The organism is Demequina lignilytica (genome assembly GCF_030418375.1).
Lineage (GTDB): Bacteria > Actinomycetota > Actinomycetes > Actinomycetales > Demequinaceae > Demequina > Demequina lignilytica.
The window spans coordinates 67,741-91,950 of record NZ_JAUHPZ010000008.1 but is presented as its reverse complement, the minus strand read 5'-3'; the positions used below and the strand labels follow the sequence as shown (position 1 = coordinate 91,950).

The window sequence follows — 24,210 nt, the reverse complement described above, 5'->3', positions numbered from 1 at the left end:
GTCATCGTGCGGGCCTCCTGCGCGAGACGTCGGGGCGGGGACGGAACTCGCGGGGCGCGATCGACGGGGGCATCGCCCGGCGCGGCGCGGTGGTCGGGGTGGGGGACGATGCGGGGGTCGCCGGCGCGGCGCGCTCGCCCGGGGCGAGGTCGAGGTCGGCGAGCAGGCGGTCGAGCTCGAGGGCCGTCGCGGGGCGCTTGCGCGGGTTCTTCTCCAGCAGCCGCAGGATGAGGTCCGCGAGCTGCGGCGACACGCCCGCGGGCAGCGCCGGCACTGGCTCGTTCACCTGGGCGATCGCGATGTCGACCGCGCTCGCGGCGGTGAAGGGCCGCTTGCCGGCCACGGCCTCGAAGGCGATGATCCCCATCGCGTAGAGGTCGGACTGCGGGGTCGCCGGCTTGCCGAGCGCGAGCTCCGGGGCGAGGTACTGCGCCGTGCCCATGACCATGCCCGTCGCGGTGAGGGTGGTCTGGTCGGTGCCGCGGCTGACCCCGAAGTCCGTGATCTTGACGTGGTCGCCCTCCTGCACCAGGAGGTTGCCGGGCTTGATGTCGCGGTGCATGACGCCGGCCTCGTGCGCGACCGCGAGCCCGCGGCAGGTGTGCCGCAGGATGACCACCAGGCGGGCCTCGTCGAGCGTGCGCTCGCGCTCGAGCATGGTCGACAGGGGCTCCCCCTCGACCATCTCCATCACCAGGTACGGCGTGCCGGCGTGCTCGCCGAAGTCGTAGACCTGCGCGATGTTCGCGTGGATGAGCCCGGCGGCGTTCTTGGCCTCGTTGCGGAACCGCTTGAGGAACGTCTCGTTCTCCGCGGCGCCGTCCTTGAGCACCTTGACGGCCACGTCGCGGTCCAGGTCGGCATCGGTCCCGCGCCAGACCTCGCCCATGCCGCCGACCGCGATCATCGACCTCAGGACGTAGCGTCCGCCCAGGGTGGTGCCGGCGTGGATCGCCATCTCAGCTCCCTCCCTGCGCGGCCAGCGCCGCCTCGATGACCTGCCTGGCGATGGGTGCCGCGAGGCGCCCACCGGTGATGGTGCCGGTGTTGCCGCCGCCGTTCTCCAGCACCACCGCGACCGCGACCACCGGGTCGTCGGCGGGGGCGAAGCCCACGAACCAGGCGTGCGGATCGAGGTCGTTGCCCGTCTCGGCGGTGCCGGTCTTGCCCGCGACCTCGACGCCGGAGATCTGGGCGTTGGTCCCCGACCCCGCGTCGACCACTCCCACCATCATCGCGGTCAGCTCGTTCGCGTCCGCGACCGTCATCGGCGTGGACATGACCTCGGGCTCGGTGGTCTCCACCACCCGCAGGTCCGCGTCGCGGACCGTCTCGACCAGGTAGGGGCGCATGAGCTCGCCGTCGTTCGCGATGCCGGCCGCCACCATCGCCATCTGGAGCGGGGTGGCGCGCACGTCGTACTGGCCGATCGAGGACATCGCCGTCTGCGCCTGGTCCGGGTCGTCGGGCAGACGCGACGGCGTGACGGCGAGCGGGATCGAGAGCTGCTCACCCCAGCCGAAAGCCTCCGCCTGCCGCTCGATGACCGACCATCCGAGCTTCATCCCGAGGCTGCCGAAGGCGGTGTTGCAGCTGATGCGCAGCGCGTCGGCCAGGGTCATCGACTCCGTGGACGAGCACGAGGCCCCGCCGTAGTTGCCCATGGTGACGCTGGTGCCGGGCAGGGCGAGCTCGTCGGGGGCGTAGAGCTCGGACTCCGCGTCGTAGCCGGCGCCCAGCGCGGCGGCGGCGGTGACCAGCTTGAAGGTCGAGCCCGGCGGATAGGTGTCGCCGGCGATCGCCCGGTTCACCAGGGGGCCGTCCGGGGTGCCCAGCAGGGTCTGATAGTTCTCGTTGACCACCGAGGTGGTGTGCCCGGCCAGGTCCGCGGGGTCGAAGGTGGGGCTGGTGACCATCGCGAGGACCTTGCCGGTCGACGGGTCGAGCGCGACCACGGCCCCGATCTGGTCGCCGAGCGCGTCGAACGCCGCCTGCTGGACCGCGCCGCTCAGCGTGAGCTCGACGCTCGCGCCGCGCTGCGTCTCGCCCGACACGAGGTTGCCCAGCCGGGTCCAGAACAGCTCGTCCGCCGTGCCGGACAGCAGCTCGTTCTCGGACTGCTCGATACCCGTGCGGCCGTAGACGATCGAGTAGTAGCCGGTGACGGCGGAGTACAGCGGTCCGTCGGCGTACGTGCGCTGGTAGTTGAAGGGATCGTCGACCGGCGCGGACCATACGATCGACTGCCCGTCGACCACGATCGGGCCGCGGAAGGTGCCGTACTCGCGGTACAGGGTGCGGACGTTGCGGGCGTCGGCGTTGAGGTCTCCCGCGGCGATCACCTGGATGTATGACGCGGCGATCATGAGCGCCAGGAACATCGTGAGCACCACCACCGAGATGCGACGGACCGGCTCGTTCATGCGCTCGACTCCTCAGGCCGGCGCGCCTGATGGGAGATGCGCAGGAGCAGCCCGATGACGATCCAGTTGGCGAGCATCGAGCTGCCGCCGTACGCGAGGAACGGCGTGGTGAGACCGGTGAGCGGGATGACGCGGGTGACGCCGCCCACGACGATGAACACCTGGAGGCCGATCGCGAAGCCCAGGCCGGCGGACAGCAGCTTGCCGAAGCCGTGGCGGATGCCGATCGCGGTGCGCATCGCGCGCTGGACGATCACGATGTAGAGGGTGAGGATCGCGAGCAGCCCGGTCAGCCCCAGCTCCTCCCCGATCGAGGCGACGATGAAGTCGGACTCCGCGTACGGGACCAGGTCGGGTCTCCCCTCGCCCAGACCGGTGCCGAACAGCCCGCCGGACGCCATGCCGAAGAGCCCGCGGACCAGCTGCTCGGACTGGCCCGACCGGTAGACCTCGGGGTCGAGGGCGTGGAGCCAGGCCGTGTAGCGCGCGCCCACGTGGCTGAAGAAGGCTCCGGCGGCCACGGCGCCGACCGTGAACATGGCCATGCCCGTGAGCACCCAGCTGAGCTGCTCGGTGGCGACATAGAGCATCGCGACGAAGATGCCGAACAGGAGCAGCGACGTGCCCAGGTCCCGCTCGTAGATCTGCACCAGCATCGCCGCGACCCAGACCAGCGCGAGGGGCCCGAGGTCGCGGGGGCGCGGGAAGCGCATGCCGAGCACCTTGGGTCCGGCGAGCGCGAGCGTGTCGCGGTTCGAGACCAGGTAACCGGCGAAGAAGACGACGAAGGCGATCTTGGCGAACTCGCCCGGCTGCAGCGACTTGCCGAAGACGTTGATCCAGATGCGCGCGCCGTTGATCTGGGTGCCGATCCCGGGCAGCAGGGGCAGGAGCAGACCGACCAGTCCGAGCACGCCCGCGGTGTAGGTGAAGCGGCGCAGGAGCTTGTAGTCGCGCAGCAGCAGGATCACCAGGATCGCGAGGCTGATGCCCAGGAGGGTCCAGACGGCCTGCACCTGCCCGAAGTCCGTCTCGCGGCCGCGCGCGGCGTACGCGAAGTCGATGCGCCGGATCATCGCGAGGCCGATGCCGTTGATGGTGAGCACCGCGGGCACGAGCACGGGGTCCGCGAACGGCGCCCACCGGCGGAGCGCGAGGTGGATCGCCAGGGCCACGGCCACCCACGCGCCCGTGTAGACGAGCATGTCGGAGATGACCAGGTAGTCGGCGTGATAGTCGACCAGCCCGCGCGCGGCGACGGCGATGAGGACGGTGAGGGCGAGCAGGCCCAGCTCGGCCCGGCGCCCGGTGCGGACCGTGACCTCGGCGACGGTTGCCACTAGGTCCCGGTCTCCAGCGAGCCGACCACGGCGCGAGCCTCGTCGAGCTCGCCGACGCGGATCGCGTCGAGCACGCGCTCACGCTGGTACGGCGCCAGGTCCTCGAGGCGCAGGTCGGACGTCTCCACGAGCTCGTGGAGCTCGACGGGGCCGAGGGTCTCCGGGATGCCCTGGTAGATCGCCACGAAGCCCTCGGACTCGCCCACGTAGTACTGCTGCTGCGACCAGACGTAGCCGCCCCAGGCGGCGCCCGCGATGGCGAGCAGCACCACCAGCGGGAGGATCCACGGACGCAGGCGCTGCCAGAGGTCTCGCGCAGGCTCCTCGTCGTCGTCCGGCTCGTCGCGGTTCGCGAGCTTCGCCGCGCGGCCGGCGGCGGTGTCGCCTCCGGCCGAGGGCTTGCGGCGGTCGCGAGCGGCCGAGCCGACGATCTGGGAGCCGGTGGGCGGGCCGACGCCGTCGGGGGCCGCGTCGATGTCGACGATGTCGCCGATCACGCAGGTCACGTTGTCGGGCGCGCCGGCGGCGAGCGCGAGGCCCACGAGCGCGTCCGCGCAGTCCGCTGGGTCCTCGACCTCGAGGAGGGTCTTGCGCAGGGTGTCCTTGCTCACCACGCCCGAGAGGCCGTCCGAGCACAGCATCCAGCGGTCGCCGGGGCGGGTCTCGCGGACGGAGATGTCGACCGGAACGTCGGCGTCGATGTCGCCGAGCACACGCAGCAGCATGGAGCGCTTGGGGTGGTTCTCCGCGTCCGCGACGGACAGCCGCCCCGTGTCCACCAGGTGCTGGACGAACGAGTGGTCGGTGGTGACCTGGTCGATCTGGCCGTCGCGCAGCAGGTAGGCGCGGGAGTCGCCGATGTGCGCCATCGACAGCGTCGAGCCGGAGCGCAGCAGCGCGGTGACGGTGGTGCCCAGGCCCGAGAGCTCCGGATCGTTGCGGGCCCGCTGGACTATCTGGGCATGCGCGTCGGAGATGGCCGTCTTCAGCTCGTCCAGCGCATCGTCCGGGCCGTGGGCCTCGCCCTCGAGCGCCGCCAGGCGCGCGATGGCGATGGAGGAGGCGATGTCGCCGCCCGCGGCGCCGCCCATGCCGTCGGCCACGGCGAGGAGGTGGGGGCCGGCGAAGCCCGAGTCCTGGTTGTTCGCGCGCACGAGGCCCACGTCGGACCGGGCGGCGAAGTGGATCCCCAGATACATCAGCGGCGCAGCTCCAGGGCGGTCGCGCCGATCCGGATGACGTCGCCCTCGCGGAACGGGACGGGGTCCGTGACCTTCTGATTGCCCAGGTACGTGCCGTTGGTGGAGCCCAGGTCCTCGACCATCCACGTCGTGGCGTCCAGGTAGACGCGGCAGTGCTTGGCCGAGCAGTAGTCGTCGTCGATCACCAGCGTGCAGGTGCTCGCGCGCCCCACCAGGACCGGGGCGGAGCCCAGCGGGATGGTGGTGCCCTTGAGCGGGCCGGCGGTGACGGACAGGTGCGCGTTCGACGGTGCCTTGGTCGAGATCGAGCCGGTGCGGATGCCGGTCCCGGCGCGCGAGGGCGCGGCCGTCTTCTCCGCGGGGGCGGGACGGGCCTCGCGCCCGCGGCCGCGCGACGTGATGCGCGTGCCGTAGAGGTCCGCGCGGAGCACCGCGATCGCGGAGAGCACCATCGCCCACAGCAGGACCAGGAAGCCCATGCGGAGCAGGGTGATCGACAGCTGGCTCACGTCAGTAGTCCTCACCCTCGTCCACCGGATCCCAATACATCATGGTGGTCCGACCGATGGTGATGGCGTTGCCGTCCAGGAGTGTCGCCTCACTGACCCGCTGATCCTCGACGAACGTGCCGTTCGTGGAGCCCAGGTCCGTGAGGATCGTGCCGTGCGACGTGACCTCGAGGCGCACGTGCCGGCGGCTCACGCCCGTGTCGTCCACCACGATGTCCGACTCGGAGCCGCGGCCCAGGACCGTCGCCTCGCCGGTGAGGTAGTAGCGGGTGCCGTCGATGTCGAGCAGCGGGTGCCGGGAGTTCGGGTTCGAGGTGGTCGCCGGGGCGACGGGGCCGCGCGTGGTGCGGGAGACCACGGCGTAGCGGCCGGTCGCGAGGGTCTCGTCCGCGCCGAGGCTGACCTCGACCCCGCCGACGAAGCTGTAGCGCTGGCGCTCCGCGTGCGTGCGCAGCGAGTCGGACAGCTCGTGGAGCAGCGCGTCCTCGCCCCATTCCTTGACCGTCGCGAGGTCGGTCGGGGACAACGCGATCGCGTACTCGTTGGGCGCGACGGTGCGGCCGCGGTCCACGACGGCGGCGCGGGCGTCGCACTCGCGCTTGATCGCGGCGGCCAGCTCGACCGGCTTCACACCCGCCTTGAAGGTGCGCGCGAACGCGTTCTGCATCACGTTCTCGACGCCGCGCTCGAAGCGGTCCAGCACACCCATGCAGGCAATCGTAACGGTCCTGCGAATCGTGCTAGAGTAGCCCGGCGCGCGCGAGTGGCGGAATAGGCAGACGCGCACGGTTCAGGTCCGTGTGCCCGAAAGGGCGTGGGGGTTCAACTCCCCCCTCGCGCACCATCCAGAAGGCCCCCGAGGTGATCCTCGGGGGCCTTTCTCGTGCTCCGAACCAGCGCTGCTCGTCGGCGGGTACGCGGCGGCCGTTGTAGGTTGCGGCGGGGCGCGGATCGCGCTCCGGTCGTGTGCGGGCGGGCTCGAGGAGGGTCGATGCGGAGCGAGTACGGGGACGATGCGGGGCGCAGGGGCCGCCCTTCGGCGCCCGTGGCGGGCTAGCGCATGCTGCCCGAGCAGTCGGTAGCCGCATGGGTGCTGCTCGCCGTCGCGGCGGCGGTCGTCGGCGTGTCGAAGACCGCGCTGCCCGGCGCGTCCACGCTGTCGATCGCCGCGTTCGCCGCGGTGCTGCCCGCGCGGCAGTCGACCGGAACGCTGCTCGCGCTCCTGATCGTCGGCGACGTCTTCGCCCTGTGGGCCTACCGCCGCCACGCCGACTGGCGCGCGCTGGTGCGCCTCGCGCCCGCCGTGATCGTCGGCGTCCTGGCCGGAGTGGCGTTCCTGGCGCTCGCGGACGATGCCGCGGTGCGCCGCCTGATCGGCGTCATCCTGCTGCTCCTGATCGCGTTCACGCTCTGGCGGCGCCGGGTCGCCGCTCAGGACCGCCCTCACGGAGGCCGGATCCTCTACGGCACGCTGGGCGGCTTCACCACCATGGTCGCGAACGCGGGCGGTCCCGTCATGTCCATGTACTTCCTTGCCGCGCGTCTGCCCGTGAAGACCTTCCTGGGCACCGCGGCGTGGTTCTTCGCGATCGTCAACGTCGCCAAGGTGCCGTTCTCGATCTCGCTCGGGCTGCTCACTCCCGCGGGCGTGCTGCTGGACCTGGTCCTGGTGCCCGCGGTGCTGGTCGGAGCGCTCGCGGGCCGAGCCCTCGCCGAGCGGATCGATCAGACGGTGTTCGACCGCGTCGTGATCGCGCTCACGCTGGTCGGAGCGGTCTACCTGCTGATCTGAACGGCGTAGCCCCGCGATCTCAGCCGAGCCGGCCCGACGCCAGCGCCTCGAAGTTCTCCCACAGCGCGGGCACGCCGTACTCCTCGCGCTGGCGCAGCGCGGCGGGCCCCACGCGGGCCCACATCAGCCCGGGCGCCCACAGGTCGTAGACCAGGCCCGCATCGAGCACGCCCTGCTTCACGTACGTGCCCACCGTCTCGCCCATCATGAGCATGACGAACACCTCGCGGTCGTGGACGCTCGCCGACTCGGCGTCGAAGTCGGGGGACATGAGGGCCATCGAGGCCTCCATCCCCCCGGCCGACGTGTGCCACTGGAGCACCTGGGTCAGAAGCATCGCGTCGTCGTGTGTAGCCATGGGGACCTCCGCGTCGTTGCAGTGGGACACCGACCCTCCTCACGGTCCTCGCGGTGGCGACCGCTGTCAAAAGATGGGCGCCGCGCGCAGCACCCGAGCTACGGCTCGATCAGCGGCACGAACCGGTAGCCGCCGTGCTCGGTGACCACCGCATCGTCCGGGTCGTCGTGCGGCGGGAGGCCGCGCACCACCCGCATCATCCGCATGCGCACGGGGGCCACCATGACCCCTCCCGGCGCGAGCTGCGCGACCAGCGTTCGTGGCATCCGGCCCGCCATCGCGGAGACCAGGATCCGGTCGAACGGCGCCTCCTCGGGTGCACCCAGCGCGTGTTCGTCCGCCTCGACCAGCCGCGCCCAGGGGACGTCGGCGGCCACCAGGTTCGCGTTGCCCGCCTCGACCAGCCGGTGGATGCGCTCGGTGCCGATCGCCGTGCCGTCGACACCGACCAGCTCGGCCAGCATCGCGAGCACCCAGCCGGTGCCGGCGCCCACCTCGAGCACCTTCATGCCGCGGTGCACGTCGAGCAGGACGAGCATGTCGCGCACGGTGGTCGGCTGGCTGTTGGTCTGCGCGAAGCCGATCGGCAGCGGCTGGTCGAGGGCCGCCTGCCCGCGCACGGACTCGGGCAGGAAGCGTTCCCGGGGCTGCGCCGCGAAGGCGGCGTCGACCCGGGCGTCGGGCTGGTCGCCCGCGCGCGGCTGCACCCCGGGAGCGCTCATGCCTCCAGTTCACCACCGAGCGACGCGGGTCGCGCGGGCGGCGTGGCGGCTAGTGCCCGCCGGCGGCGATGTAGGCGACCGCGGCGACGATGGTCGCGATGACGATGCCGAACGCCACGGCGGCGAGGACCTTGCGTCCGGTCCTGACCTGCCCTGCCTCGTCCTTCGCCCCGGTGCCGGCGAGCGCACGCACGCCGAGCGCGAAGAGCGCCGGCAGTCCCGCGCCGACCAGGAGGCCGACCAGGACGACGTTGGCGAGGGCGCCCCATTCGATGTACTGCTGCATGGCTCGCTCCTCAGCTCTCGCGCTCGCGGGCATCAGGCACGGTCACGGGGCCATCCGCCGCCTCGGACAGCTCGTGGTCGACCACGGCCTCCGCCAGGATCGCCTCGGCGTCCGCGACCGGCTCCCAGTCGTCGTTCACGTTGTGGTGGCCCACCGGCTTGCGACGCGACCACCACCAGATGAACGCGGCGATCGCGAGCAGCACGCCGAACACCACATACGAGCCCGCGGTCCCGCCGACCAGACGGTCGAGACCGTAGGCGAGCGCGCCGACGGTGGCGGCGGCGGGCACGGTGATCAGCCAGGCCATGAACATCCGGCCGGCGACGGACCAGCGGACCGACGCCCCCTTCATGCCGACCCCCGAGCCCATGATCGAGCCCGTCGCGACGTGCGTGGTCGAGAGCGAGTAGCCGAAGTGGCTCGAGAGCAGGATGACCGCGGCGGAGGACGTCTCGGCCGCCATCCCCTGGCGGGACTCGAGCTCGACCAGTCCCTTGCCCAGGGTCCGGATCACGCGCCAGCCGCCGGTGTAGGTCCCCAGCGCCATCGCGAGGGCGCAGCTCACGATCACCCAGAACGGCACGCTCGAGTCGGACGGTACCGCGCCGGCCGCGATCAGCGCGAGCAGGATGATGCCCATCGACTTCTGCGCGTCGTTGGTGCCGTGCGCGAGCGAGACCAGGGACGCCGAGCCGATCTGACCCCACCGGAACATGCGGTCGTTCGTGTCCTGCGGCACGTCCCGGGTGATGCGCGCCACCAGCGCGGTCGCCACCGTGCCGACCAGGATCGCGACCAGCGGGGCGATCAGGGCGGGGAGGAGCACCTTGGCCACGAGCCCGGCCCACAGCACCCCGCCCGTGCCGGCCGCGGCCAGGACCGCGCCGACCACGCCGCCGACGAGGGCGTGCGAGGAGCTCGACGGGATGCCGAACAGCCACGTGACGAGGTTCCAGATGATGCCGCCCGCGAGGCCCGCGAGCACGATCTCGAGGGTGACCACGCCGGAGTCGACGATCCCCTTCGCGATGGTCGCGGCGACCGTGAGCGACAGGAATGCGCCCACCATGTTGAGGGTCGCTGACAGGAGCACGGCCTGCTTGGGCTTCAGCGCCCTGGTGGCGATGGAGGTCGCCATCGCGTTGCCGGTGTCGTGGAATCCGTTGGTGAAATCGAAGGCGAGCGCGGTCGCGACGACGATGCCGAGGAGGAGCGGTTCGGTCACGTGCTCCATTGTGGCCTGAAATGCTCCGAGTTCCCTGCGGAAAGGGTCCCAGTTCGGTCAAGCCCGCTCACTCGGTGCGCAGCATCACCACATCCGACTCGGGGCGACCGCCCACCAGGAAGGTCCGCGCGCCCACGGTCGCGAACCCGTGCCGCCGGTAGAACGCCTGCGCCCGCGCGTTGTCGGCGTTGGTGCCGAGCCAGAACGGACCGGCGCCGTGGGCCTCGCGCGAGGCGGCGACCGCCGCCTCCATCAGGGCGCCCGCGAGCCCGCCGCCCTGCGCCTCGGCGCGGACGTAGATCTTCGAGAGCTCGTGGACCGGGTCCGGGACGATGCCCGCGGTCGCCAGCGCGATCGCCGCCTCCGGGTCGGCGCACGGGCCGAAGACCGCGAGCGCGTAGCCGTCGAGGGAGCCGTCGGAGGACTCTGCGACCATCACCGCCTTCTGCGGATCGACGATCCAGCCGGCCAGCACCTCCGGGGCGAGGGCGTTCGCGATGTGGTCCGCGATGGCCTCGGCGGTCGTGGTGGGCGGGCAGGCCAGCGGGAACGTGGTGGCCGCCAGCTCGGCGAGCGCGGGGGCGTCGTCCATGGTCGCCAGGCGAACTGTATGAGTCAGTTCGCTCACTCGTCGATCGCCCCAACGTAGAGCCACCGGCCGTCCTCACGCACGAAGCTGCTCTTCTCGCGCATGGTGCCGGTCGAGATCACCCCCGTCGCGTAGTGGGCGACGAAGGTGACGGTGCCGGTCGTGTCCGCAGCGCCCCCCGACTCCGTCGCCAGCACCTCGAGCCCGCGCCAGTCCGTCTCCTCGACGTCGAGCGTCGCCGGGCAGGTCCGCGGGTGCCATGTGCGCATGAGGTAGCCCGCGTCGCCGCGCACGAACGCGGTGTAGCGGGAGCGCATCAGGGCCTCGGCCGTGGGCGCCGCGGCCTCCCCGCGCAGGTACGGCCGGCAGCAGTCGGGGAACGAGGCGCCCGATCCGCAGGGGCACAGCGCCATCAGCGAGACCTCCGGTTCGACGCCATCAGGCCAGCTCCTCGCACGCGGCGAGGACCGTCGCCGCGAAGCCGTCGACGTCCTCCTCGCGCGTGTCCCAGGCGCACATCCACCGCACCTCGACGCTGTCGGCGTCGGGTCCCGCCTGCCAGTCGTAGAAGCGGAACCGTGCGCGCACGGCGGCGGCCGCCCGGCGCGGCAGCACCGCGAACACCGCGTTCGACTCGGTCGCCTGGGTGAAGCTCAGCACGCCCGACGCCGCCGCGGGCTGAAGAGCCGTCCGCAGCCGCGCCGCCATCGCGTTCGCGTGGCTCGCGTTGCGGTGCCACAGCGGCTCGCCCGAGCCCCCGGTCGACGTCAGCAGCGCCGTGAGCTGCGCCGAGACGAACCGCATCTTCGACCCCAGCTGCATGGTCTGCTTGCGCAGGTACGGCAGGTCGTGGGCGAGCGGGGCCCGGAGGTCCTCCGCGAGCACCACCACGGCCTCCCCGAGCATCGCTCCGTTCTTGGTGCCGCCGAAGGACAGCACGTCCGCTCCGGCGACCGCCTCCGCGAGCGACACCCCGAGCGCGGCGGCGGCGTTGGCGATCCGGGCGCCGTCCAGGTGGACCCGCATCCCGAGCGCGTGCGCCGCATGCATGAGCTCGCGCAGGTCCTCAAGCGAGTAGACGGTGCCGAGCTCGGTCGACTGCGTCACCGAGAGCACCACGGGCTGGGCGCGGTGCTCGTCGCCCAGGTCCCCTGCGTACCGGGCGAGCTGCTCGGGCCGCAGGCGGCCGTCGACGCTCGGCAGCGCCAGGATCTTCAGCCCGCCGACCCGCTCGGGCGCGCCGTTCTCGTCGACGTTGATGTGCGCGTGCTCGGAGGCGACCACGCCGCCCCACCGGGGGCTGAGCGCCATGAGCGACACGATGTTCGCCCCGGTGCCGTTGAACACCGGGAAGCCCAGCGCATCGTCCCCGAAGGTGGCCGCGATGGCCGCGTCGAACGCGGCGGTGGCGGAGTCGGCGCCGTAGGCGACGTCGTGGCCGACGTTGGCCTCCGCGATCGCCTCCATCACCTCGGGGTGGACGGCGGCGTAGTTGTCGGAAGCGAAGTGGATCGGTCGGCTCATGTCAGGCCGCCAGATCCATCACCCAGCGGGTCCGGTCGGTGCGGAAGCCGACCTTGCGCAGGTACTCGCGATCCAGCTCCGGCCGGGTCTCGATCTCCACCCGGCGGAAGCCCGCCTCCTTCAGCGCATCGTCCCGGTGGTAGACGAACTCCCCCGGCGTGAAGTCCCGGAAGCGCGCCTTGACCCAGTCCAGCTCGACCAGCCCGACGCCCGCGCCCTCGTCGCGCAGCGCGACCACGCCGACCGCCTCGTCGCCGCGCGTCACCAGGTACGTGACGCGGCGGCCGTCGCGGTTCATGGCGCGGGCGGCGAAGTCGGGGCGCTGCGACGCGATGTCCTTGGCGTGGACCTCGAGGAAGTGCAGGAGGAACGGGTCCTCGGCATCGAGCGGGATCACCTTGTACACGCCCGGATCGTGGCGCTCGCGGTACAGGCGCAGCAGCCAGTACGAGTTGATGATCACGATCGCGGCGTTCATCGCGACGAACGGCCAGATGCCGAAGTAGGCGTTGTACGCGGTCGCGATGACGGAGCCGGCGAAGTTCATCCATCGGAACCTCAGCACGCGCGCCTGCATGAGCGACCACACGATGAGGATCGAGCCGATCCAGCCGATGGCCTCGTACACGGTTTCCATGGCTCCAGATTAGGGGCGTGGGAGGGACGATGCGTCGGCCCGGCGGTCCCCCGCGTACCCTCGGGGGATGGCCGAGTCGGTGCGGGTGGACGCGTGGACGTGGGCGGTGCGGATGTACAAGAGCCGCTCGCAGGCCACCGCCGCCGTCAAGGCGGGCCACGTGCGGGTCGACGGGGAACGCGCCAAGCCGTCGACCGCGGTGGTCCCCGGCGCGACCGTCGAGATCCGCGGCCTCGACCGGCTGCGCGTGCTCGAGGTGCGGCAGCTGCTGGTCAAGCGGGTGAGCGCGCCGTTGGCGCAGGCCGCGTACCTGGACCACTCTCCCCCGCCGCCGCCGCGCGAGAAGGCGGGGGTGTTCGGCGTGCGCGAGCGGGGCGCCGGGCGGCCGACCAAGAAGGAGCGCCGGCAGCTCGACCGGCTGCGCGGCCGCGACGGGCGGGGCTGAGGGCGCTCGCGTCCTGTGAGGCGATGAGTGCACGTTTCGGGCGATCGGCGTGCCGTCATGCCCTCACAGGAAGCGGCGGCGCCCCGCGAGGAGGAGGATGGCGGCATGGCTGAGGCATCCGTCTACCGCATCATGACCGTCTGCACCGGCAACATCTGCCGCTCCCCGATGGCGGAGGTGGTGCTGCGCGACCGCTTGGAGGCCGCCGGGCTGGCCGACGCCGTCACGGTCGACTCCACCGGCGTCAGCGACGAGGAGGAGGGCAACCGCATGGATCAGCGCGCCGTCGCCGTCCTCGAGGACCACGGCTACGCGGTCCCCCGCCACCGTGCGCGCCGCGTCACCAAGAGCGAGCTCGAGAGCCGCGACCTGGTCCTGGTGATGACGGTCGGCCACGCGCAGCGGCTGCGGCGCCTGCGTCCCGACGCGCCCATCAGCCTGTACCGCTCCTTCGACCTCGCCGCCGTGGTGGAGGCCCGGGGGGACGAGCATCGTCTGGACATCGACGACCCCTGGTACGGCGGCCGCGATGACTTCGAGGAGGTCCTCGGCCAGCTCGAGTCCGGTGCCGACGCGATCGTCGCCCACGTGCGGGAGGCGCTCGGCCGGTGAGGACGATGCGCCGCACCGGGACGCGACGAGGGGCCCCGGTCTCCCGAGGCCCCTCGCGCGATCCGGGTCCGGATCAGTGGTTCTGCGTGACCGGCTCCGCGCGCCAGATGCGGTCCAGATAGTCCTGGATCGAGCGGTCCGAGCTGAAGAAGCCGGTGCGGGCGACGTTGAGGATCGCCTTGCGGCTCCACTCCTCGTGGTCCTGGTAGGCCTCCTCGACCGTCGCCTGCGCGTCCACGTAGGAGCGGAAGTCGGCCAGCGCCATGAAGCGGTCACGCTCGGTCAGCGAGGCGAACAGCGACGCGACGGCGCCGCCCTTGTCGCCACCGGTGAACGCGCCCGACGCGAGCAGGTCCAGCGCCGCCTTGAGCTCCGGGTCGGACTCGTAGTACGCGCCCGGGTCGTAGCCCTTCGCCTGCAGGTCCGCGGCCTCCGGCTCGGTCATGCCGAACAGGAAGAAGTTGTCGTCGCCCACCAGCTGGCGGATCTCGACGTTGGCGCCGTCGTCGGTGCCGATGGTGAGCGCGCCGTTGAGGGCGAACTTCATGTTGCCGGTGCCCGACGCCTCCTTGCCGGCGAGCGAGATCTGCTCCGACAGGTCGGCGGCGGGGATCAGCACCTCGGCCAGCGTGACGTTGTAGTTCGGCGGGAACACCACCTTGAGGCGGCCCTCGAGCGACGCGTCCTCGTTGATGGTCCGGCCCACCGCGTTGATGAGGGCGATGGTCTCCTTGGCGCGGACGTATCCCGGCGCCGCCTTAGCGCCGAACACGAACGTGCGGGGGGTGATCGACTCGAGCGGCGTGCGCCCGGACTTCACGCCCTCGTACATCGAGACGATGTGGAGCAGCTTGAGGCTCTGACGCTTGTACTCGTGGAGGCGCTTGACCATCGCGTCGACCATGGCGTCGCCGGCGATCTCGAGGCCGTCGCGGGCGGCGAGCACCTCCGCGAGGCGGCGCTTGTTCGCGCCCTTGACCTCACGGAAGCGGCGGCGGAACTCGGGGTCCTCGGCCAGCGGCTCGAGCCGGCTCAGCTGCGACAGGTCGGTGACCCAGCCGTCGCCGATCGCCTCGGTGATGAGGCCGGACAGCCCGGGGTTGGCCATGCGCACGAACCGTCGCGGCGTGACGCCGTTGGTGACGTTGGTGAACTTCTCGGGCCACAGCTCGGCGAAGTCGTGCAGCACCTTCTCCGCGAGCAGCTGCGAGTGGAGCTCGGCCACGCCGTTGACCTTGAAGCCGGCGACCGTGGCCAGGTGGGCCATGCGGATCGCGCGCTCGGGCTGCTCGGCGACGATCGACATGCGACGCACGCGCAGCTCGTCACCCGGGTACGCCTCCCGGACCACCTCGAGGAACTCCTCGTTGATCCGGTAGATGATCTCGAGGTGGCGGGGCAGCAGGCGGCCCAGCAGGTCGACCGACCACACCTCGAGCGCCTCGGGCAGCAGCGTGTGGCACGTGTATGCGAAGCACTTCTGGGTGACGGCCCACGCGTCGTCCCAGGTCCAGCCCTTCTCGTCGATCAGCAGGCGCATCAGCTCCGGCACCGCGATGACCGGGTGGGTGTCGTTGAGCTGCCAGGTGATGCGGTCGGGCAGCTTGGTCAGGTCGTAGCCGTCGGGCAGCACGTTCTCGAGGAAGTCGCGCAGCGAGGCGGCCACGAAGAAGTACTGCTGCTGCAGGCGCAGCTCCTTGCCCTGCGGCGTGGAGTCCTCGGGGTACAGCACCTTCGAGATGTTCTCCGCGAACGTCCGGGCGCGCACCGCCTCGGCGTAGTCGCCGGCGTTGAAGATCTGCAGGTCGAACTCGTGGGTCGCCTTCGCGCTCCACAGGCGCAGCGTGTTGACGCGGCCGTTGTGGTACCCCGGCACCATGTAGTTGTAGGGCAGCGCGGTGACGCGCCAGTCGGGGATCCAGCGGCGGGCCCCATCCGCGCCCTCGACCGCCTCGGTGCGGCCGCCGAAGGTCACCTCGACCGCGTTCTCCGGGTGCGGGATCTCCCACGGCGAGCCCAGCCGGAGCCAGTTGTCCGGGGTCTCGACCTGCTTGCCGTCGACGAACGTCTGCTTGAAGATGCCGTACTCGTAGCGGATGCCGTAGCCGATCGACGGCACGTTGAGCGTGGCGAGCGAGTCGATGAAGCACGCCGCGAGGCGTCCGAGGCCGCCGTTGCCGAGGCCCGGCTCGACCTCGACGGCGCGGATCTCGTCGAGGTCCAGCCCGAGGTTCGCGAGGGACTCGCGGGCGACCTCGTCCAGCTTCGAGGCGAGCAGCGCGTTCTCGAGCTGCGGGCCGAGCAGGAACTCGGCGGACAGGTAGGCGACCACCTTCGCCTGGTCCCGGTACTGGTTGCGCAGCGTCTCGAGCCAGCGGGTGGTGAGGTAGTGGCGCACCGCGCGCGACAGCGCGAGGTACTTGTCATTGGCGGAGGCGCGGTCCAGGTCGACGCCCTGACCGAAGTTCAGCTCGCGCAGGAAGGCGCGCGTGAAGCTCTCGACGGTGATCTCGGGGGCCGCGACGGGCGGGGTGTTGGGGTTCACGCGGACAATGTACGCGTTTGCATCCGGCTCCGTCTGCCCCCTTGGACCTAGACGCACGCTTCGTGCGCCGCTCAGGTTTCGCGCGCGGCGGCGCTCACACGGCACACTGTGCCTTATGCGCGGAATCATCCTCGCGGGCGGGTCGGGCACCCGTCTGCGTCCCATCACGCAGGGCGTGAGCAAGCAGCTGGTGCCGGTCTACGACAAGCCGCTCATCTACTACCCGCTCTCGACGCTCCTGCTGGCGGGCATCCGCGACATCCTCGTCATCTCGACCCCGCACGACCTCCCCCGGTTCGAGCGGCTACTCGGCGACGGCTCCCAGTTCGGGGTGTCGCTGACCTACGCCGCGCAGCCGAGCCCCGAGGGCCTCGCCCAGGCCTTCCAGGTGGGCGCGGGCTTCATCGGGACCGACAAGGTCGCGCTCGTGCTCGGCGACAACCTCTTCTACGGGCCCGGACTGGGTCTGCATCTGCAGCGCTTCCAGGACGTCGACGGCGCCGCGATCTTCGCGTACCAGGTCGCGGAGCCCACCGCCTACGGGGTCGTGGAGTTCGATCCGTCGGGCCGGGCGCTGTCGATCGAGGAGAAGCCCGCGGATCCGCGCTCCGACTTCGCCGTGCCCGGCCTCTACTTCTACGACAACGACGTGGTCGAGATCGCGCGCTCGGTGCCCCGCAGCCCGCGCGGCGAGTACGAGATCTCCTCGATCAACCAGCGCTACCTCGACGCCGGCCGGCTCCACGTCGAGGTGCTGCCGCGCGGCACCGCCTGGCTGGACACCGGCACGGTCGACGCGCTGCTCGAGGCCAGCCAGTTCGTGCAGGCCGTCGAGCGCCGCCAGGGCCTCAAGATCGGCGCGCCCGAGGAGATCGCGTGGCGCCGCGGCTTCATCGACGACGACCAGCTCCGCGCGCTCGGCCAGGCGCAGGTCGCCTCCGGCTACGGCGCGTACCTGCTCTCCCTGCTCGAGCGCGAGCGCACGTTCACCGCGGAGGCGGCCAGGTGAGGCTGCTCGTCACGGGCGGGGCGGGGTTCATCGGCGCCAACTTCGTGAGGCTCACGCTCGCCGAGCGCCCCGACGTCGACGTCACGGTCCTGGACCTGCTGACCTACGCGGGCAGCGCATCGTCCCTCCCGGACGATGCGCGGGTGACCCTGGTCAAGGGCGACGTCGCCGACGCCGAGACGGTCGAGGCGCTCGTGGGCGAGGCCGATGCGGTGGTCCACTTCGCCGCCGAGAGCCACAACGACAACTCGCTCGACGACCCGTCGCCGTTCATCCGCACCAACCTGGTCGGCACCTTCACCGTGCTCGAGGCGGTGCGGCGGCACGGCACGCGCCTGCACCACGTCAGCACGGACGAGGTCTACGGGGATCTGCCCCTCGACGGCGACCAGCGCTTCACCCGCGACACCCCGTACCGGCCCAGCTCGCCCTACTCGGCGTCGAAGGCGGGCGCCGACCACCTCGTGCGCGCGTGGGTGCGGTCCTTCGGCGTCGACGCCACCCTGTCGAACTGCTCGAACAACTACGGCCCCTACCAGCACGTCGAGAAGCTCATCCCGCGCCAGATCACCAACGTCCTCGACGGCGTGCGGCCCAAGGTCTACGGCGAGGGCCGCAACGTGCGCGACTGGATCCACGTGGACGACCACAACGCCGCGGTCTGGAGCATCCTCGACCGCGGCCGGATCGGGGAGACCTATCTGATCGGCGCGGACGGCGAGGCGGACAACCGGACGGTCGTGTCCACGATCCTCGAGCTGATGGGGCAGGACCCGGACGCCTACGACCGGGTGCCGGACCGGCCGGGCCACGACCTCCGCTACGCGATCGACGCGTCGCGGCTGCGCAAGGAGCTCGGGTGGGAGCCGCGCCACGCGGACCTGCGCGCCGGCCTCGCCGCCACCATCGACTGGTACCGCGAGAACGAGCCGTGGTGGCGCCCGCAGAAGCTCGAGACGGAGCTCCGCTACCGGCGCCTCGGGCGCTGAGCGCCCGCCGCGGTCACCGCGGCGAGTCCGCGATGACCCGGTGCAGCAGGTCGCGGTAGCCCTCGCCGACGCTCTCGATCGAGTACCGCGCGGCACGCTCCCGCGCGCCGTCGCCGAGGGCGGCGCGCAGCTCGGGGTCCTCGGCGAGCACGGTGAGGCTGCGCGCGAGAGCGCCCGCGTCGCCGGGCGGCACGAGCACCCCGCTGCGGCCCGCCTCGATCGCCTCGTCGATCCCCGGCAGCGCGGACGCGACCACCGGCAGCCCCGCGCCCATCGCCTCCAGCATCGCGACCGGCAGGCCGTCCTGGTCGCCCGAGGCGGCGGCACGGGACGGCACCACGGCGATGTCGGCCTCGCCGTAGGCGGCGTCGAGCTCCGCCCGGGTGAGCTTGCCGCGGAACGTGACCGGCAGGCCCTCGGCGAGCCCCTCGAGCCGGGTGCGGTCGGGGCCGTCGCCGACCAGGGTCAGCTCGACCGGCGCGCTGGTGAGCCGCAGCGCCGCGAGCAGGACGTCGAAGCCCTTCTTCTCGACGAGCCGGCCGACCGCGAGCACCCGCGCGGGATGGCGGCGGCTCGCCGGTCCTGGCGCCGGGGTCCGCGCGATGTCGCGCTCGGCGAAGCGTGCGCCCATCGGCATCACGTGGGTGGCCGCGGGCGCCGCGCCGAGCTCGATGGCGGTCTCCCGCATGTCGCGGTTCATCACCGTCACCGCCGCCGCGGCCCTCAGCACGGCGGACTTCTGCGCGACGATCGCGCGCTGGCGCAGCGCGTACAGGTCGCCGCCCAGCGTGGTCACGACGGTCGGCACGGCGGGGGCGAGCCGGTGGCAGACGATGCCCTGCGGCACCACCCAGTGCGCATGGATGGCCGCCGGCGGCGACGTGCGCAGCTCCCGCCGCAGGGCGCGGGCGAGACCGCCGACCAGCAACGGCACCTGCAGCGCGCGTGAGCGCCGTGCCCGCACGTTCTCCAGGATCGCGCCGTCGGCCACGTCCTCCCAGCGGGAGGGGAAGTACCGGTAGCGCACGACGTCCAGGTGTGCGTCGAGCGTCTCGAGGGCCGGCCCGCCCGGCACGGCCGGCGCCAGGATCCGCACGTCGAAGTCGCGCGCCAGCTCCCGCGACAGATCCTCCACGAAGGGCGGGGTGCCGTCCCCGCGTCGGGCCGGGAGCGTCGACGTCAGCACGAGGACGCGAGGTCTGCCCATAGGATGAAGCCCACTTCTGGAGGACGGTGTCGGTGAGCACAGTGTATGACGCGGGGGTGGTCGGCTCGGCCGGCTTCCTCGGGGGTGCGATCCTCCGCGACCTCCGCGCCCGGGGTCTCAGGGTCTCCGGGTTTACGAGGGACCATCCTGTCCTCGAGGCGGGTGCGCTCGCGGCCGAGGCGGCCTCCGCGCGGGTCCTCGTGTGGGCCGCCGGGGGCGTCGGCCCCGCGGTCGCGCACGAGCGTCCCGACTTGGTCGAGCGCGAGCTCGAGACCTTCGACACGTTCGTCGCCGCGGCCATGGATCGGGACCTCCCGCCGCGCATCGTCCTGCTGTCCTCGGGCGGCGCCGTCTACGGCCATCCGGAGCTGCCGCCGTACCGTGAGGACGGGCCGGTGCACCCCTCGAACGCCTACGGCGCGCTCAAGCTCGAGCAGGAGCGGATCCTGGCGCGCGCCCACGCGCCGTCGACGTCGCTGCGGTTGTCCAACGTGTACGGGCCGGGCCAGAGCGGCGCGAACGGTCAGGGCGTCCTGGCGATCTGGATGCGGGCGGTGCTCGCGGGAGCTCCCGTGCGGATCGTCGGCGACGGCGAGGTGGAGCGCGACTACGTGCACATCGACGACGTGACGGAGGCCGTGGCGCGGGTGGCGGAGCGTCCCGACGCGCCCGCGGTGCTCAACATCGGCTCGGGCCGCCCCACCCATCTGATCGACCTGCTGGAGCTGGTCGAGTACGTGGTCGGGCCCGAGCGCGTCACCGTCGAGCGCCTCCCCGGCCGGGCGGCCGACGCGGCGTCGACCTGGCTCGACGTCTCGCTCGCTCACGAGGCGCTCGACTGGCAGGCGAGCGTGCCGCTCGCCGAGGGCATCGCCTCGCAGTGGGCGTGGATGCGCGACGCATGAGGAACGCCCTGAGATGGGGCTTCCTGGCCCTCGCGACGGCGCTGATGGCGTGGGCGGTGGCCGCCTCGTGGGACGAGGTGGTCGCGACGGTGAGGACGATGTCGTGGCCCGCGGTGGCAGCGTCCCTCGCCGCCGCCGTGGTCGCCCTGGGCCTGTCGATGCTCTCGTGGCGCGCGGTCATGAGGTCGGTGGGCCTCGACGTGCCCGTCGAGCCGGCCGCTCGCGTGTTCCTGATGTCGCAGATGGGCAAGTACGTGCCCGGCTCGGTGTGGCCGGTGCTCGCGCAGGCGGAGCTCGCCCGCGACCACGGGGTGTCGCGTGCCCGGTCGATGACCGGGGCGATCGTCGCGATGATCGTGGGCGCGGTGACCGCCGGGATCGTGGGCGTCGCGGGCCTGGTGCTGTCCCGCCCGGACGCCCTCGCGGCGTACTGGTGGGCGGTGCTCGCGGTGCTCGCGATGTCCGCGGTGCTGGTCCCCCCGCTGCTGCACCGCGTCGTCGGCGTCGCGTTCCGGATCACCCGGCGCGACGAGGCCCCGGCCCGGATCGGCGGGCGCGCGCTCGCGGCGTCCGTCGCCTTCGCGGTGGTCCAGTGGCTCGCGCTGGGCCTTCACGCGTGGCTGCTGCTGGACCAGGTCGCGCCGGGCACGTCGGTCGCGCTCGCCTGCGGGGCCTTCGCCTTCGCGTGGATCGTCGGCTTCGTGGTGGTGATCGCGCCCGCCGGCGCCGGCGCCCGCGAGGCCGCGCTGGTCCTCGCGCTCGGCGGCGTGGTCGCGCCCGCCCAGGCGCTCAGCATCGCGCTGGTCAGCCGTCTGTTCATGACCCTCGCCGACGTGATCGGGCTGGGGGCGGGCCTCGCGATCGGCGCCCGCCGCGAGAGGTGACCTCCGGGGCCGTCGCGCGGACCCGTGACCCGCATCGTCCGGCCTGTCGCTGTGGACTTCGGCACGCTTCCTGCCCGGCCGCGCACCGATGCGACACAATGGGCCGGTGACCTCGTTCTCCGACCGCCACATCGGCCCCGACCCCGACTCGATCGAGACGATGCTGTCCGCCGTGGGCCAGCCGTCGCTCGCCGCGCTGGTGGACGCGGCCGTCCCCGCCTCGATCCGCAAGGACGACGTGCTGGTGCTCCCGCCGCCGAAGTCCGAGCACGAGGTGCTGGCGGCGCTGCAGCGCCTCGCGCGACGCAACACCGTGCAGGTGTCGATGATCGGTCAGGGCTACCACGACACCGTCACGCCGATGGTGATCCGGCGCAACGTGCTCGAGAATCCCGCCTGGTACACCGCGTACACGCCGTATCAGGCCGAGATCTCGCAGGGCCGGCTCGAGGCCATGCTGAACTTCCAGACGATGGTCGCCGACCTCACGGCCCTGCCCGTGGCAGGCGCGTCGCTCCTCGACGAGGCGACCGCCGTGTCCGAGGCGATGCTGCTCATGCGCCGCGCGGTGCGGGGCAAGGAGGGCGGGAGGATCGTCCTCGACGCCGAGTGCCTCCCGCAGACCGTCGAGGTGGTGCGCGCGCAGGCGGAGGCGATCGGCCTCCCCCTCGAGGTCGCCGTCCTGGACGGGTCGTGGACCGCCCCCGAGGACCTCGTGGGGCTGGTCGTCCAGCAGCCCGGACAGTCCGGGGTGGTGCGGGAGATCCGGCCCCTGATCGAGGCGGCGCACGCGGTGGGCGGACTCGTGACGGTCGCCGCCGACATCCTCTCCCTGTGCGTGATCAAGGCGCCCGGCGAGCTCGGTGCCGACATCGCCGTCGGGTCGACGCAGCGGTTCGGCGTCCCCCTGTTCTTCGGCGGCCCCCACGCCGCGTACATGGCGGTGCGCGAGGGCCTCGAGCGCCAGCTGCCCGGGCGTCTCGTGGGCGTCTCCGTCGACGCCGAGGGCCGTCGCGCCTACCGGCTCGCCCTCCAGACCCGCGAGCAGCACATCCGCCGAGACAAGGCGACCTCCAACATCTGCACCGCGCAGGCGCTGCTCGCGATCATCTCCAGCTTCTACGCGATCCACCACGGTCCCGAGGGGCTGCGAGAGATCGCGCTGCGCGTGCACACCATGGCATCGACGCTCGCGGACGCGCTCCGCGCCAAGGGCGTGAAGGTGCGCCACGAGCACTTCTTCGACACCGTCGTGATCGAGGTGCCCCGCGGTGCCGACTCCGTGGTCGCGCGCATCGCGGCCCAGGGCATCAACGTCCGCAAGCTCGACGCCGACTCCGTCGCGATCGCCTGCGACGAGGTCACGACCACCCGGATCCTGTCCGACGTCCTCTCCGCCGTGCTCGACCGCGAGCTCCCGTGGCCCGTGTACACCGGGCCGACCGTGACCATCCCGATCGGGCTGCGCCGCACCTCGGAGTACCTCACGCACCCGATCTTCAGCGCTCACCGGTCGGAGACGTCGCTGATGCGGTACATGCGCCGCCTCGCCGATCGCGACCTCGCGCTGGACCGCACCATGATCCCGCTCGGCTCCTGCACCATGAAGCTCAACGCCGCGGTCGAGATGGCCCCCGTCAGCTGGCCGGGCTTCGCGCAGATCCATCCCTTCGCGCCCGCCGACCAGACCGCGGGCTACCGCGAGATGATCTCCCAGCTCGAAGGCTGGCTCGCGGACATCACCGGCTACGCGGCCGTCTCCGTCCAGCCCAACGCGGGCTCGCGCGGCGAGTACGCGGGCCTGCACGCGATCCGCGAGTACCACCGCTCGCGCGGGGACGACCAGCGCGACGTCTGCCTCATCCCCGCATCGGCGCACGGCACCAACGCCGCCTCCGCCGTCCTGGTCGGGATGCGCGTGGTGGTGGTCGCCACGGCGCCCGACGGCGAGGTCGACCTCGAGGACCTGCGGAGCAAGCTCGCCGCCCACGAGGGCCGAGTCAGCTGCATCATGATCACCTACCCCTCCACGCACGGTGTGTACGAGGAGCACGTGGGCGAGGTCTGCGCGGCGGTGCACGAGGCGGGCGGCCAGGTCTACATCGACGGCGCCAACCTGAACGCCCTGGTCGGACTCGCCAAGCCCGGACACTTCGGCGGCGACGTGTCCCATCTCAACCTCCACAAGACGTTCTGCATCCCGCACGGCGGCGGCGGTCCCGGCGTGGGCCCGGTCGCGGTGGCGGAGCACCTGGTGCCGTTCCTGCCGCGCTCGCTCGCGGCCGTGCAGACGCCGGGCGAGCTCGCCCGCGAGGGGGCGCCGGTCTCGGCCGCGCCCTACGGCTCCGCCGGCATCCTCGCGATCTCCTGGGCGTACATCGCGATGATGGGGCACGAGGGCCTCACCCGCGCCACGCAGACCGCGGTGCTGGCCGCGAACTACGTGGCGGCCCGCCTCGACGGCAGCTACCCGGTGCTGTTCCGCGGCCCCGGCGGCCTGGTCGCGCACGAGTGCATCCTCGACATCCGGCCGCTGACCAAGGCGACCGGCATCACGGCGGAGGACATCGCGAAGCGGCTCATCGACTTCGGGATCCACGCGCCCACCATGTCCTTCCCCGTCGCGGGCACCCTCATGGTCGAGCCGACCGAGTCGGAGGACCTGGCCGAGATCGAGCGGTTCATCGAGGCGATGCTGGTGATCCGGGAGGAGATCGCCGCGGTCGAGCGCGGCGAGATCGCGGCCGAGGCGTCCGCCCTGCGGCACGCCCCGCACACCGCGGACGCGGTCGTGAGCGACTCGTGGGACCGCGCGTACCCGCGCGAGCAGGCCGCGTTCCCCGTCGCCGGACTGCGTCAGGACAAGTACTGGTCGCCCGTGGCACGCATCGACAACGCGCACGGCGACCGCAACCTGGTCTGCGCCTGCCCGCCGCTGGAGGAGTACCAGGCGTGACCGTGCGGGGGGCGGGACCTCGAGCCGCGACCGCGGTCGCGGGGTCCT

General features: G+C 72.2%; 24 protein-coding genes and 1 tRNA gene. 9 read left to right on the top strand and 16 right to left on the bottom strand.

The window, feature by feature from the left end:
* Position 1 precedes the first annotated feature (1 nt).
* Genes QQX13_RS11175 through QQX13_RS11150 form a run of 6 tightly spaced genes read right to left on the bottom strand, consistent with a single transcriptional unit; the run spans position 2 to position 6,183 of the window.
* Positions 2 to 958 (bottom strand): serine/threonine-protein kinase, encoded by a 957-nt coding sequence (locus QQX13_RS11175; RefSeq protein ID WP_301119020.1) that lies wholly within the window; start codon positions 956 to 958, stop codon positions 2 to 4.
* A 1-nt stretch (position 959) separates the two neighbouring features.
* Positions 960 to 2,423 (bottom strand): penicillin-binding transpeptidase domain-containing protein, encoded by a 1,464-nt coding sequence (locus QQX13_RS11170; protein WP_301119019.1) that lies wholly within the window; start codon positions 2,421 to 2,423, stop codon positions 960 to 962.
* Positions 2,420 to 3,763, bottom strand: a complete 1,344-nt coding sequence (locus QQX13_RS11165) for an FtsW/RodA/SpoVE family cell cycle protein (RefSeq protein ID WP_301119018.1) — start codon at positions 3,761 to 3,763, stop codon at positions 2,420 to 2,422. Before QQX13_RS11165 ends, QQX13_RS11170 begins: the two co-directional genes overlap by 4 nt.
* Complete coding sequence (locus QQX13_RS11160) at positions 3,763 to 4,962, bottom strand: PP2C family protein-serine/threonine phosphatase (RefSeq protein ID WP_301119017.1); 1,200 nt, start codon at positions 4,960 to 4,962, stop codon at positions 3,763 to 3,765. The genes QQX13_RS11165 and QQX13_RS11160 overlap by 1 nt, the downstream gene beginning before the upstream one ends.
* A complete protein-coding gene (locus QQX13_RS11155) occupies positions 4,962 to 5,474 on the bottom strand; it encodes an FHA domain-containing protein FhaB/FipA (protein ID WP_301119016.1) in 513 nt (170 codons plus the stop codon). The genes QQX13_RS11160 and QQX13_RS11155 overlap by 1 nt, the downstream gene beginning before the upstream one ends.
* A 1-nt stretch (position 5,475) precedes the next feature.
* Positions 5,476 to 6,183: an FHA domain-containing protein gene (locus tag QQX13_RS11150; RefSeq protein WP_301119015.1), complete on the bottom strand. Its 708-nt coding sequence runs from the start codon at positions 6,181 to 6,183 to the stop codon at positions 5,476 to 5,478.
* Positions 6,184 to 6,231: 48 nt separating this feature from the next.
* Between QQX13_RS11150 and QQX13_RS11145 the strand changes: the two genes are divergently transcribed.
* Both QQX13_RS11145 and QQX13_RS11140 read left to right on the top strand, forming a co-directional pair.
* Positions 6,232 to 6,318: transfer RNA gene (locus tag QQX13_RS11145), tRNA-Leu, on the top strand.
* 216 nt (positions 6,319 to 6,534) lie between these two features.
* A complete protein-coding gene (locus QQX13_RS11140; RefSeq protein WP_301119014.1) occupies positions 6,535 to 7,266 on the top strand; it encodes a sulfite exporter TauE/SafE family protein in 732 nt (243 codons plus the stop codon).
* A gap of 19 nt (positions 7,267 to 7,285) precedes the next feature.
* Here the strand turns inward: QQX13_RS11140 and QQX13_RS11135 are convergent, their stop codons facing one another.
* From QQX13_RS11135 to QQX13_RS11100, 8 genes are all read right to left on the bottom strand, one after another.
* Entirely contained in the window at positions 7,286 to 7,624 is a 339-nt protein-coding gene (locus tag QQX13_RS11135) for a DUF4760 domain-containing protein (RefSeq protein WP_301119013.1), read from the bottom strand.
* Between the two features lie 98 nt (positions 7,625 to 7,722).
* Complete coding sequence (locus tag QQX13_RS11130) at positions 7,723 to 8,346, bottom strand: protein-L-isoaspartate O-methyltransferase family protein (protein WP_301119012.1); 624 nt, start codon at positions 8,344 to 8,346, stop codon at positions 7,723 to 7,725.
* Between the two features lie 49 nt (positions 8,347 to 8,395).
* Positions 8,396 to 8,632 carry a hypothetical protein gene (locus QQX13_RS11125; protein ID WP_301119011.1) on the bottom strand — a complete coding sequence of 79 codons (237 nt, stop codon included), beginning with the start codon at positions 8,630 to 8,632 and terminating at the stop codon, positions 8,396 to 8,398.
* 10 nt (positions 8,633 to 8,642) lie between these two features.
* A complete protein-coding gene (locus QQX13_RS11120) occupies positions 8,643 to 9,860 on the bottom strand; it encodes an inorganic phosphate transporter (RefSeq protein ID WP_301119010.1) in 1,218 nt (405 codons plus the stop codon).
* 67 nt (positions 9,861 to 9,927) lie between these two features.
* Positions 9,928 to 10,452 (bottom strand): GNAT family N-acetyltransferase, encoded by a 525-nt coding sequence (locus QQX13_RS11115; RefSeq protein WP_301119009.1) that lies wholly within the window; start codon positions 10,450 to 10,452, stop codon positions 9,928 to 9,930.
* 32 nt (positions 10,453 to 10,484) lie between these two features.
* The gene (locus QQX13_RS11110; RefSeq protein WP_301119008.1) at positions 10,485 to 10,862 is read right to left on the bottom strand and encodes a YchJ family protein; all 378 of its coding nucleotides are present in this window, start codon (positions 10,860 to 10,862) and stop codon (positions 10,485 to 10,487) included.
* A 25-nt stretch (positions 10,863 to 10,887) separates the two neighbouring features.
* Positions 10,888 to 11,973 (bottom strand): threonine aldolase family protein, encoded by a 1,086-nt coding sequence (locus QQX13_RS11105; RefSeq protein WP_301119007.1) that lies wholly within the window; start codon positions 11,971 to 11,973, stop codon positions 10,888 to 10,890.
* Between the two features lies 1 nt (position 11,974).
* Positions 11,975 to 12,610 (bottom strand): hypothetical protein, encoded by a 636-nt coding sequence (locus QQX13_RS11100; protein ID WP_301119006.1) that lies wholly within the window; start codon positions 12,608 to 12,610, stop codon positions 11,975 to 11,977.
* Between the two features lie 67 nt (positions 12,611 to 12,677).
* On the opposite strand from QQX13_RS11100, the gene QQX13_RS11095 reads away from it, so the two are divergent.
* Positions 12,678 to 13,055 carry an RNA-binding S4 domain-containing protein gene (locus tag QQX13_RS11095; RefSeq protein WP_301119005.1) on the top strand — a complete coding sequence of 126 codons (378 nt, stop codon included), beginning with the start codon at positions 12,678 to 12,680 and terminating at the stop codon, positions 13,053 to 13,055.
* A gap of 105 nt (positions 13,056 to 13,160) precedes the next feature.
* The gene (locus tag QQX13_RS11090) at positions 13,161 to 13,667 is read left to right on the top strand and encodes a low molecular weight protein-tyrosine-phosphatase (RefSeq protein ID WP_301119004.1); all 507 of its coding nucleotides are present in this window, start codon (positions 13,161 to 13,163) and stop codon (positions 13,665 to 13,667) included.
* Between the two features lie 73 nt (positions 13,668 to 13,740).
* On the opposite strand, the gene QQX13_RS11085 is transcribed toward QQX13_RS11090, so the two are convergent.
* A complete protein-coding gene (locus QQX13_RS11085; RefSeq protein WP_301119003.1) occupies positions 13,741 to 16,212 on the bottom strand; it encodes a glycogen/starch/alpha-glucan phosphorylase in 2,472 nt (823 codons plus the stop codon).
* A gap of 115 nt (positions 16,213 to 16,327) precedes the next feature.
* On the opposite strand from QQX13_RS11085, the gene rfbA reads away from it, so the two are divergent.
* Entirely contained in the window at positions 16,328 to 17,221 is an 894-nt protein-coding gene (gene rfbA, locus QQX13_RS11080) for a glucose-1-phosphate thymidylyltransferase RfbA (RefSeq protein WP_301119002.1), read from the top strand.
* Positions 17,218 to 18,210, top strand: coding sequence for a dTDP-glucose 4,6-dehydratase (gene rfbB, locus QQX13_RS11075; RefSeq protein ID WP_301119001.1), 993 nt, complete (start codon positions 17,218 to 17,220; stop codon positions 18,208 to 18,210). The genes rfbA and rfbB overlap by 4 nt, the downstream gene beginning before the upstream one ends.
* A 13-nt stretch (positions 18,211 to 18,223) precedes the next feature.
* Here rfbB and QQX13_RS11070 read toward each other — a convergent pair whose 3' ends face one another.
* Complete coding sequence (locus tag QQX13_RS11070) at positions 18,224 to 19,417, bottom strand: glycosyltransferase (RefSeq protein ID WP_301119000.1); 1,194 nt, start codon at positions 19,415 to 19,417, stop codon at positions 18,224 to 18,226.
* Positions 19,418 to 19,449: 32 nt separating this feature from the next.
* Here QQX13_RS11070 and QQX13_RS11065 point away from each other — a divergent pair, with 32 nt between their 5' ends.
* The 3 genes from QQX13_RS11065 (at position 19,450) to gcvP (ending at position 24,162) form a co-directional block, all read left to right on the top strand.
* Complete coding sequence (locus QQX13_RS11065) at positions 19,450 to 20,322, top strand: NAD-dependent epimerase/dehydratase family protein (RefSeq protein ID WP_301118999.1); 873 nt, start codon at positions 19,450 to 19,452, stop codon at positions 20,320 to 20,322.
* Positions 20,319 to 21,206 (top strand): lysylphosphatidylglycerol synthase domain-containing protein, encoded by an 888-nt coding sequence (locus tag QQX13_RS11060; protein ID WP_301118998.1) that lies wholly within the window; start codon positions 20,319 to 20,321, stop codon positions 21,204 to 21,206. The genes QQX13_RS11065 and QQX13_RS11060 overlap by 4 nt, the downstream gene beginning before the upstream one ends.
* Positions 21,207 to 21,294: 88 nt before the next feature.
* Positions 21,295 to 24,162, top strand: coding sequence for an aminomethyl-transferring glycine dehydrogenase (gene gcvP, locus QQX13_RS11055; protein WP_301153448.1), 2,868 nt, complete (start codon positions 21,295 to 21,297; stop codon positions 24,160 to 24,162).
* The last annotated feature ends 48 nt before the right edge of the window (positions 24,163 to 24,210 follow it).

Bases quoted from the DNA above. Each gene is read 5' to 3' on its own strand.
- QQX13_RS11110 (WP_301119008.1), bottom strand. From the start codon at position 10,862: ATGGCGCTGTGCCCCTGCGGATCGGGCGCCTCGTTCCCCGACTGCTGC.
- QQX13_RS11135 (WP_301119013.1), bottom strand. From the start codon at position 7,624: ATGGCTACACACGACGACGCGATGCTTCTGACCCAGGTGCTCCAGTGG.
- QQX13_RS11105 (WP_301119007.1), bottom strand. From the start codon at position 11,973: ATGAGCCGACCGATCCACTTCGCTTCCGACAACTACGCCGCCGTCCAC.
- QQX13_RS11060 (WP_301118998.1), top strand. From the start codon at position 20,319: ATGAGGAACGCCCTGAGATGGGGCTTCCTGGCCCTCGCGACGGCGCTG.
- QQX13_RS11160 (WP_301119017.1), bottom strand. From the start codon at position 4,962: ATGTATCTGGGGATCCACTTCGCCGCCCGGTCCGACGTGGGCCTCGTG.
- QQX13_RS11170 (WP_301119019.1), bottom strand. From the start codon at position 2,423: ATGAACGAGCCGGTCCGTCGCATCTCGGTGGTGGTGCTCACGATGTTC.
- QQX13_RS11070 (WP_301119000.1), bottom strand. From the start codon at position 19,417: ATGGGCAGACCTCGCGTCCTCGTGCTGACGTCGACGCTCCCGGCCCGA.
- QQX13_RS11130 (WP_301119012.1), bottom strand. From the start codon at position 8,346: ATGAGCGCTCCCGGGGTGCAGCCGCGCGCGGGCGACCAGCCCGACGCC.
- gcvP (WP_301153448.1), top strand. From the start codon at position 21,295: ATGCGACACAATGGGCCGGTGACCTCGTTCTCCGACCGCCACATCGGC.
- QQX13_RS11125 (WP_301119011.1), bottom strand. From the start codon at position 8,632: ATGCAGCAGTACATCGAATGGGGCGCCCTCGCCAACGTCGTCCTGGTC.
- QQX13_RS11090 (WP_301119004.1), top strand. From the start codon at position 13,161: ATGGCTGAGGCATCCGTCTACCGCATCATGACCGTCTGCACCGGCAAC.
- QQX13_RS11095 (WP_301119005.1), top strand. From the start codon at position 12,678: ATGGCCGAGTCGGTGCGGGTGGACGCGTGGACGTGGGCGGTGCGGATG.
- QQX13_RS11100 (WP_301119006.1), bottom strand. From the start codon at position 12,610: ATGGAAACCGTGTACGAGGCCATCGGCTGGATCGGCTCGATCCTCATC.
- QQX13_RS11150 (WP_301119015.1), bottom strand. From the start codon at position 6,183: ATGGGTGTGCTGGACCGCTTCGAGCGCGGCGTCGAGAACGTGATGCAG.
- QQX13_RS11175 (WP_301119020.1), bottom strand. From the start codon at position 958: ATGGCGATCCACGCCGGCACCACCCTGGGCGGACGCTACGTCCTGAGG.
- QQX13_RS11140 (WP_301119014.1), top strand. From the start codon at position 6,535: ATGCTGCCCGAGCAGTCGGTAGCCGCATGGGTGCTGCTCGCCGTCGCG.
- QQX13_RS11115 (WP_301119009.1), bottom strand. From the start codon at position 10,452: ATGGACGACGCCCCCGCGCTCGCCGAGCTGGCGGCCACCACGTTCCCG.
- rfbA (WP_301119002.1), top strand. From the start codon at position 16,328: ATGCGCGGAATCATCCTCGCGGGCGGGTCGGGCACCCGTCTGCGTCCC.